General features: G+C 32.1%; 7 protein-coding genes. 5 read left to right on the top strand and 2 right to left on the bottom strand.

Translation table 11 applies throughout. From position 1 onward, the window contains the following. Positions 1-68: 68 nt before the first annotated feature. Positions 69-467 carry a hypothetical protein gene (locus tag Q0V67_RS07965; RefSeq protein ID WP_297598505.1) on the bottom strand — a complete coding sequence of 133 codons (399 nt, stop codon included), beginning with the start codon at positions 465-467 and terminating at the stop codon, positions 69-71. 115 nt (positions 468-582) lie between these two features. Between Q0V67_RS07965 and gmhB the strand changes: the two genes are divergently transcribed. Next, on the top strand, positions 583-1137 hold the full coding sequence (gene gmhB / locus Q0V67_RS07960) for a D-glycero-beta-D-manno-heptose 1,7-bisphosphate 7-phosphatase (protein ID WP_297598503.1): 555 nt from the start codon (positions 583-585) through the stop codon (positions 1135-1137). A gap of 41 nt (positions 1138-1178) precedes the next feature. Here gmhB and Q0V67_RS07955 read toward each other — a convergent pair whose 3' ends face one another. Then, on the bottom strand, positions 1179-2198 hold the full coding sequence (locus Q0V67_RS07955) for a putative sulfate exporter family transporter (RefSeq protein ID WP_297598501.1): 1020 nt from the start codon (positions 2196-2198) through the stop codon (positions 1179-1181). A gap of 188 nt (positions 2199-2386) precedes the next feature. Here Q0V67_RS07955 and secA point away from each other — a divergent pair, with 188 nt between their 5' ends. The 4 genes from secA to rfaD are packed head-to-tail and all read left to right on the top strand — an operon-like array spanning position 2387 to position 7657. Beyond that, positions 2387-5008 (top strand): preprotein translocase subunit SecA, encoded by a 2622-nt coding sequence (gene secA / locus Q0V67_RS07950; RefSeq protein WP_297598499.1) that lies wholly within the window; start codon positions 2387-2389, stop codon positions 5006-5008. 9 nt (positions 5009-5017) lie between these two features. Then, positions 5018-5749, top strand: coding sequence for a hypothetical protein (locus Q0V67_RS07945; RefSeq protein ID WP_297598497.1), 732 nt, complete (start codon positions 5018-5020; stop codon positions 5747-5749). 55 nt (positions 5750-5804) lie between these two features. Beyond that, positions 5805-6665, top strand: a complete 861-nt coding sequence (locus Q0V67_RS07940) for a PHP domain-containing protein (protein WP_297598495.1) — start codon at positions 5805-5807, stop codon at positions 6663-6665. Continuing rightward, on the top strand, positions 6662-7657 hold the full coding sequence (gene rfaD / locus Q0V67_RS07935) for an ADP-glyceromanno-heptose 6-epimerase (protein WP_297598493.1): 996 nt from the start codon (positions 6662-6664) through the stop codon (positions 7655-7657). Before Q0V67_RS07940 ends, rfaD begins: the two co-directional genes overlap by 4 nt. The last annotated feature ends 4 nt before the right edge of the window (positions 7658-7661 follow it).

Here is a 7661-nt window from a genome sequence, read left to right as displayed (position 1 = left end):
ACTTGGGGGGCAGCCCTCTGGGAGGATAGGAAGTTGCCAATCTTTTTTTTATTTTCTAAGGAAATATTTTAAAGAGAAACATGTATAAGGATAAAAATAAAAACCAGGATACCTAAAATTTTATGAAGTTTAAAAAAACTTCGTTTATATTTTATAGGTATTTTTTTATTTAAAAATGGAATTGTACCAATTATCCAAAATATGATAAGGGTAAAAAATCCACTTTGTCCTTTGAGATATGTCAGCGTTTTAGTGGATATATAGATCATACCTAAACCATGAACAGTGGCTAAAATAACAGTAGAAATACCCAAAAATTTATGAAATTTTAAATGATTAAATTTTCCTTGGGAAATTGTATTAACTAAATCTTTAAACTTATAGTTGATGATAAACATTGCAACAGCTAAGATAGCACAAATAAAGGCTAAAGAGCCGATTGCTGAAAAAATGTCTTTTAAATCCATAAAAAATACCCCCTTAATATTAACTTACACTTCAAAGATATTCCAAATAAAGTAAAAAATCCTTTAAAGAATGATATAATATAGAAAAACTTTAAATAAAAAGGAGATTCTATAGATGAAAAAAATAGTGTTTTTAGATAGAGACGGGACAATAAATGTTGAAAAATCATATCTTCATAGATGGGAAGATTTTGAATTTGAAAAAAATGTTATTGACGGCTTAAAAGCGATAAAAGAATTGGGATATGAATTTATAGTTGTAACAAATCAATCTGGGATTGCAAGAGGCTATTATACAGAGGAAGATTTAATAAAATTGAATGCTTCTATGGTAAAAGAATTGAATAATCATGGAATAGATATTTTGGAGTGTTATTATTGCCCTCATCATATAGAGAAAGGTATTGGAATATACAAAAAGGAATGTGAGTGTAGAAAGCCAAATCCAGGTATGTTGAAAGATGCGATTAAAAAATATGATATAGACATAGATAGCTCTTTTATGATTGGAGATAAGGGAAGCGATTTAGAAGCCGGAGAAAATGCAGGAGTTCAATCGATATTAGTAAAGACCGGTTATGGAAACAAAATCGTGGATAAATATGAGGGGAAGTACCCTGTTGCTGAAGATCTTCTAGAAGTAGCCAAGATAATTAAAAAATTAATATGAAAAAAGGAAGCTGAGATCCAGCTTCCTTTTTTAGACTAAATTTAAATGAAAATTTTTATAAGTAACAGTGCTACAACAATTTGTGAAGCACCAACAAATAACCCATACAATGAAGCTTTTGGTCCTTGTTTTAAAAGTTCAGCAATTTTAACTCTCATACCAATTCCGGCTAAGGCAACAATTTCAAATTTAGATGAAATAAGTTTGAAAATTTTTGAAATAGAGGGTGGAATAATTCCCAGAGAAAAAAGAGCACACAAGATAAAGAAGCCAACGATATACCAAGGAATAGATATTTTGTTTTTCTTTTTACTATAAGCTTCCTGTTCAAGCGCAAATTCAGTATTATTTTCAAGTTGCTTTACTTTAAACTCTTTAGATAACCAAAGAACAACTAAAACTAAAAATACAATTCTAACTATTTTAAAAATAGTAGCCATTTCTAGAACATCGTGATTGACCATACTTCCTGCCGCAATAACTTGTCCAACAGATTGAAGTACTCCTCCCAATAAAGCCGAGGTCTGCACAGTTTCAAAATTGAAGAAAAAATTAGCAATAGGAATAAGAGCAAACATAAGTAAAGTTCCTGTTAAATTAACTATCGTTATGGAGATACCTTTTTCTGCATCTTCAGCCTTTATAACTGGAGAGGTTGCTCCTATAGCAGAGGAACCGCAAACAGCGTTACCACTTGCCATTAAGGCACAGAATTTTTTTGAAAATCCAAGTTTTTTACCTATGAACATTGTAATAACTATAGTTATTAGCATCTGTAAAAAAATAAAAATTATTCCTGAAACTCCAAGTTGTAGAATTGTTTTTATACTTAATGTTCCTCCAAGAAGAACAATAGAGTAAGCTAAAAGATCGCTTTCTGAAAATTTAGAACCATCTGCAAATTTTTTTGATTTAGCAAAAGTATTTCCAGCAATAAGTCCTAGGAAAATAGCGAGTGGGGCACCACCAATGCTAGGGATAAATTTCCCAAGAAAAATCCCGAGTTGAGCGAGGATTATACAAAGTATTAGTCCTGGAAGTGTTGATTTTATAGAATTCAAATTAATTACCTCCTAAAAAAGCTTGTTATTTATTTTACAATATACCATATTTTTCAAAAAATTAAAAGAACTTTTTGAATCACGAGTCAAAAACTGAGAGAGAGGGGGTATAAATTGACTATTAAACCTAATTATGGTAATATATGGAATAATAATAAACATAAAAAAAAGCTAGGAAGGATGTAGGAATGTTTGGAGATTTATTAAAGAAAATTTTCGGTACAAGAAATGACAGAGAGATTAAAAGAATCAAAAAATTAGTTACACTTATAAACTCACTAGAGCTAGAGATAGAAAAGCTTTCAGATGAAGAGCTTAAAGGTAAAACTTATGAGTTTAGACAGAGATTAGAGAAAGGTGAAACTATAGATAATCTTTTAGTTGAAGCTTTTGCTGTTGTGAGAGAAGCCTCTAAAAGAGTACATGGAATGAGACATTATGATGTACAGCTAGTGGGTGGAATTGTACTTCATGAGGGGAAAATAACTGAGATGAAGACTGGAGAAGGAAAAACTCTAGTGGCTACAGCACCTGTTTATCTAAATGCTCTTGAAGGCAAAGGGGTTCATGTAATAACAGTAAATGATTACTTAGCTCAAAGAGATAGAGAGCTTATGGCAAGAGTTTATGATTTCTTAGGATTGACTTCTGGAGTAATTATAAATGGAATGGAAAATGAGGATAGAAAGGCAGCCTATGAAGCTGATATAACATATGGTACGAATTCAGAGTTTGGATTTGACTACTTGAGAGATAATATGGTCAATAGAGTGGAAAATAAAGTTCAAAGACCTCTTCATTTCTGTATTGTAGATGAGGTTGACTCCATCCTTGTGGATGAAGCGAGAACACCTTTAATAATATCGGGTGCTGCTTCTGAAACTACAAAGTGGTATTCTATTTTCTGTCAAGTAGCTTTTAGGCTTGATAGAAGTTTTGAAACAGAAAAAATAAAAGATGCTAAACAGAAAAAAGAGATGAATATCCCAGATGAGCAATGGGGAGATTATGAAGTTGACGAGAAGGCTAGAAATATAGTTTTGACTGATAAAGGAATAAAAAAAGTTGAAGAACTTTTAAATATAGATAATCTATATTCACCTGAACATGTAGAGTTAACACATTATTTAAATCAAGCCTTAAAAGCAAAAGAGTTATTCATAAAAGATAAAGATTACCTTATAAGAGATGGAGAGGTAATAATAATAGATGAGTTTACAGGAAGAGCAATGGAAGGAAGAAGATATTCAGATGGTCTTCATCAAGCTATCGAAGCTAAAGAGGGTGTAAATGTTGCTGGAGAAAATCAAACATTAGCTTCAATAACACTTCAAAACTATTTCAGAATGTATGATAAGTTAGCTGGAATGACAGGAACAGCGGAAACTGAAGCTGCTGAATTTATGCATACATATGGATTAGAGGTAATAGTTATCCCAACAAATAAACCTGTTAGAAGAACTGATTTTCCAGACTTAGTTTATAAAACAAAAACAGAAAAGACGAATGCTATTGTAGCAAGAATAGAAGAGCTATATACAAAGGGTCAGCCTGTACTTGTGGGAACTGTAACAATAAAGAGTTCTGAGGAGCTGTCAGAGATATTAAAAGAGAAAAAAATACCACACAACGTACTAAATGCTAAGCAACATGCTAAAGAGGCTGAGATTGTGGCTCAAGCAGGGAGATATAAAGCGGTAACAATCGCAACTAATATGGCAGGTAGAGGAACAGATATAATGTTGGGAGGAAATCCTGAATTTAGAGCGGTAGCAGAGATAGGAGCTAGAGATGCAGCTGAATATCCAGTGGTTTTAGATAAATATAAGGCTGAATGTGAGGTAGAAAAACATAAGGTTATAGAAGCAGGAGGACTATTTATTTTAGGTACAGAAAGACATGAATCTAGAAGAATAGATAACCAGCTAAGAGGAAGAGCAGGAAGACAAGGAGACCCAGGAGCATCAGAGTTTTATTTATGCTTGGAGGACGATTTGATGAGACTGTTTGGTTCTGAAAGAATTCAAGGGGTTATGGAAAGATTGGGACTTCCAGAGGGAGAATCAATTCAACATAAAATGATCAATAAAGCTATTGAAAACGCTCAAAAGAAAGTGGAATCTAGAAACTTTGGTATAAGAAAAAATCTACTTGAATTTGATGATGTTATGAACAAACAAAGAGAAGCAATATATGATAGTAGAAATGAAGCTCTTGAAAAGGATGATTTAAAAGAAACTATTTTAGGAATGTTAAAGTCTAGTATTTCAGATATCATAGTTGAAAGATTTGTAGGAGAGTTCAAAGAAGAATGGGATATTGCTGGAGTTAAAGAGGTTATTTTAGAAAAATATAACTATGAAATAACTGATTTAGAAGAGTATAAAGCCTTGACTGTAGAGGAATATGTTGAAAAATTATATCAAGCTATATCTGAAGAGTATCAGATAAAAGAGAATGAATTAGGTTCAGATGTAATGAGAAAAGTGGAAAAATATGTTCTGTTTGAAGTTGTAGATGCTAGATGGAGAGAACATTTAAAAGCTTTAGATGCTCTGAGAGAGGGGATTTATCTGAGATCTTATGGACAAAAGGATCCAGTTGTAGAGTATAAAATAATATCAGGAGACATGTATTCTAGAATGCTATCTACTATTAAAGTGGAAACAACATCATATATGTTTAAAGTTGTTATTAAAAATCCAGAAGAAGAAGTTATAGAGCCACAAGATACAGAGGATCTTGATTTAGAAGATATTTGTAGATGTGGAAGTGGAAAAGTATATGGAAAATGTTGCGGGAGATTATAGGGAGGAATAATGAAAAAGATTGTTGTATTAGCCTTATTAGTTACATTGATGGGATGTAGTTCTGTAAAAAATGGTGTAAATATTCAAGAGAAGTATAAAATAGATAATGTCGCTATGAAAAATTGGGAACAAACATTCACTACAGTTGTGGTAGGTGAATCGGAATTAGAAGATTGGTATGGAGCAGAAGAACCGATAGGATTTTTAGCTAAAAACCAAAAATTGGATCAAAAACAAGTTAAATTTTTAGATTCTTTAAAAACAAAATCTGAAATAACTGAAGCTGATCAAGAAGAGTTTAATAAAATTCTTGAAAAGGTTGTAAAAAAACTTCCAAGAGAGTATTACTTAAAGGATGAAAATTTTAAAGATCCAAATGGGCTTGCCAAATATATGGTAAATCAATCATATTTAAGAATTTCAAATCCCTCTAATTTTATAGCTAATGAAGTGGCTACAAAAGAGGAGTGGGCAGAGATTGTTGGATTCTCTAAAAAGCAGGATTTAACAGAAAAAGAGATTAAAAGATTTAGAAAACTTTTAAATAAATTTATAAAAAGAAGTGAATTTTTTGATTCAAGAACTTGGTATTTTGTAGAGGTTTCTCCTAGAATGATAGAGGTAAACAATATCTATAAAAAAACAGATAAAACTAAGCTAGAGAGAAACAATGTAAATGCAAAGGCTTTATACCTTGCTTATTCAGAGTATTTTTCAGAGTTAGAAAAGTGGGATGACTAAAAAAATTGTGGCACCTTTTAACTAAGGTGCCATATTTACTTAAATGGGGGGAACTATGAAAGATTTAAATAGATGTTATGATTTACATATTCACACCACATATTCAGATGGAACATTTACAGTAAAAGAGATTTTAGAAAGAGCCAAAGTTTTAGGAATAAAAGGTATTGCTATAAGTGATCATGATACGATGGAAGGAATTGAGGAAGGAAAAGAGATAGCAAAACTATTGGATTTAGACTTCATTCCTGGAATTGAATTTTCATGTGCTTTAGATGGATTGGAAATACATATTCTAGGTTATTTTTTAGATGAAGGATGTCAGGAGTTGAAAGATAAACTGATTGATTTGAAAAAAGCTAGAAAAGAAAGAAATATAAAAATGATAAAAAAGTTAAATGATAGAGGTTTAAAAATAACTCTTGAAGAGGTTGAAAGAGAAGCTACTGGAACAATAGTTAGCAGGGCCCATATATGTAATGTCATGATGAACAAGGGGTTTGTTTATTCAAAGGGAGAAGCTTTCAAACAATATTTAGGTAGAAATGGTGTCGCTTATGTGGAGAAGGGGAATTCAGATCCAAAAGAGATAGTAGAACTTATAAAAAAGTGTGGTGGTGTCTCAGCACTAGCTCATCCGAGCTTAGTATCTGTATCGAGAGAAAAAGTTGAAAAAATAATTGAAGTTTTAAAAGAGAGCGGTCTAGATGGATTGGAAGTTGAATATAGTTCATATACATCAAAAGAAAAAAAATACTACAAAGAGTTAGCTATGAAAAAAAATCTTCTCATGGTTGGAGGTTCAGATTTTCATGGTGGAAATAGAGTGGGTGTAGATATAGGTTATGCTTGTATTTCACAAGAGGAGATAAAAGAGTTATTAGAAAGAGGAAAAAATAAGGAGGAGAATTTATGATTATAGTGACAGGTGCTGCTGGATTTATTGGAAGTGCATATATTTGGAAGTTAAATGAGATGGGGATAAACGATATTTTAGCTGTTGATAAGTTGAGATTTGAGGACAAATGGCTAAATTTAAGAAAAAGAGACTATGCTGATTGGTGTGATAGAGATGAGTTATTTGATTGGTTAGCTGTAGAAGAAAATGCTAAAAAAATAACCGCAGTTTTACATATGGGAGCAATCTCAGCAACAACAGAAAAAGATGGAGATCTACTTATGAAAAATAACTATGAGTATTCAAAGAGATTGTGGAACTTCTGTGCTAAAAGAGATATAACATATGTCTATGCTTCATCAGCAGCTACATATGGAGCTGGAGAGCAAGGGTATAGCGATGAAGGTACTCCAGAAGAGCTAAAGAAACTATTGCCTTTAAATAAGTATGGTTATTCAAAAAAATTCTTTGATGATTGGGCTTTTAAACAAGAAAAGGCACCAAAACAATGGATAGGAGCTAAATTCTTCAATGTTTATGGACCTCAAGAGTTCCATAAAGGAAGAATGGCATCTATGGTGCTTCATACATTTAACCAGTTCAATGTGGACGGAGGAGTAAAACTATTTAAATCTCATAAAGAGGGATATAGAGATGGGGAACAGTTAAGAGATTTCGTATATATAAAAGATGTTGTGGATATGCTTTATTTCTGTATGTTTAATAAAGTTCCATCAGGTGTTTATAATATTGGTACTGGAGAAGCTAGAAGCTTCCACGATCTATCTATGGAGACAATGAAAAATGCAAGTGGAGATTTCAATCTTAAAACAGAGGATGTAATAGAGTTTGTTCCTATGCCAGAGGATTTAAGAGGGAAATATCAATACTTTACAGAAGCCTCTATGAGAAAGATAAGAGAAGCTGGATATGACAAGAGTTTCTACTCTTTAGAAGAGGGCGTAGCAGACTATGTGAAATACTTAAAACAAGAGGATAGTTACCTGTAAGGAG

It is taken from the genome of uncultured Cetobacterium sp. (genome assembly GCF_947072685.1).
Classification (GTDB): domain Bacteria; phylum Fusobacteriota; class Fusobacteriia; order Fusobacteriales; family Fusobacteriaceae; genus Cetobacterium_A.
This window is presented reverse-complemented; position numbering and strand designations above follow the sequence as displayed.

Coding starts and splice junctions, on each gene's coding strand:
- Q0V67_RS07965 (WP_297598505.1), bottom strand. CDS start 467: ATGGATTTAAAAGACATTTTTTCAGCAATCGGCTCTTTAGCCTTTATT.
- gmhB (WP_297598503.1), top strand. CDS start 583: ATGAAAAAAATAGTGTTTTTAGATAGAGACGGGACAATAAATGTTGAA.
- secA (WP_297598499.1), top strand. CDS start 2,387: ATGTTTGGAGATTTATTAAAGAAAATTTTCGGTACAAGAAATGACAGA.
- Q0V67_RS07945 (WP_297598497.1), top strand. CDS start 5,018: ATGAAAAAGATTGTTGTATTAGCCTTATTAGTTACATTGATGGGATGT.
- Q0V67_RS07940 (WP_297598495.1), top strand. CDS start 5,805: ATGAAAGATTTAAATAGATGTTATGATTTACATATTCACACCACATAT.
- rfaD (WP_297598493.1), top strand. CDS start 6,662: ATGATTATAGTGACAGGTGCTGCTGGATTTATTGGAAGTGCATATATT.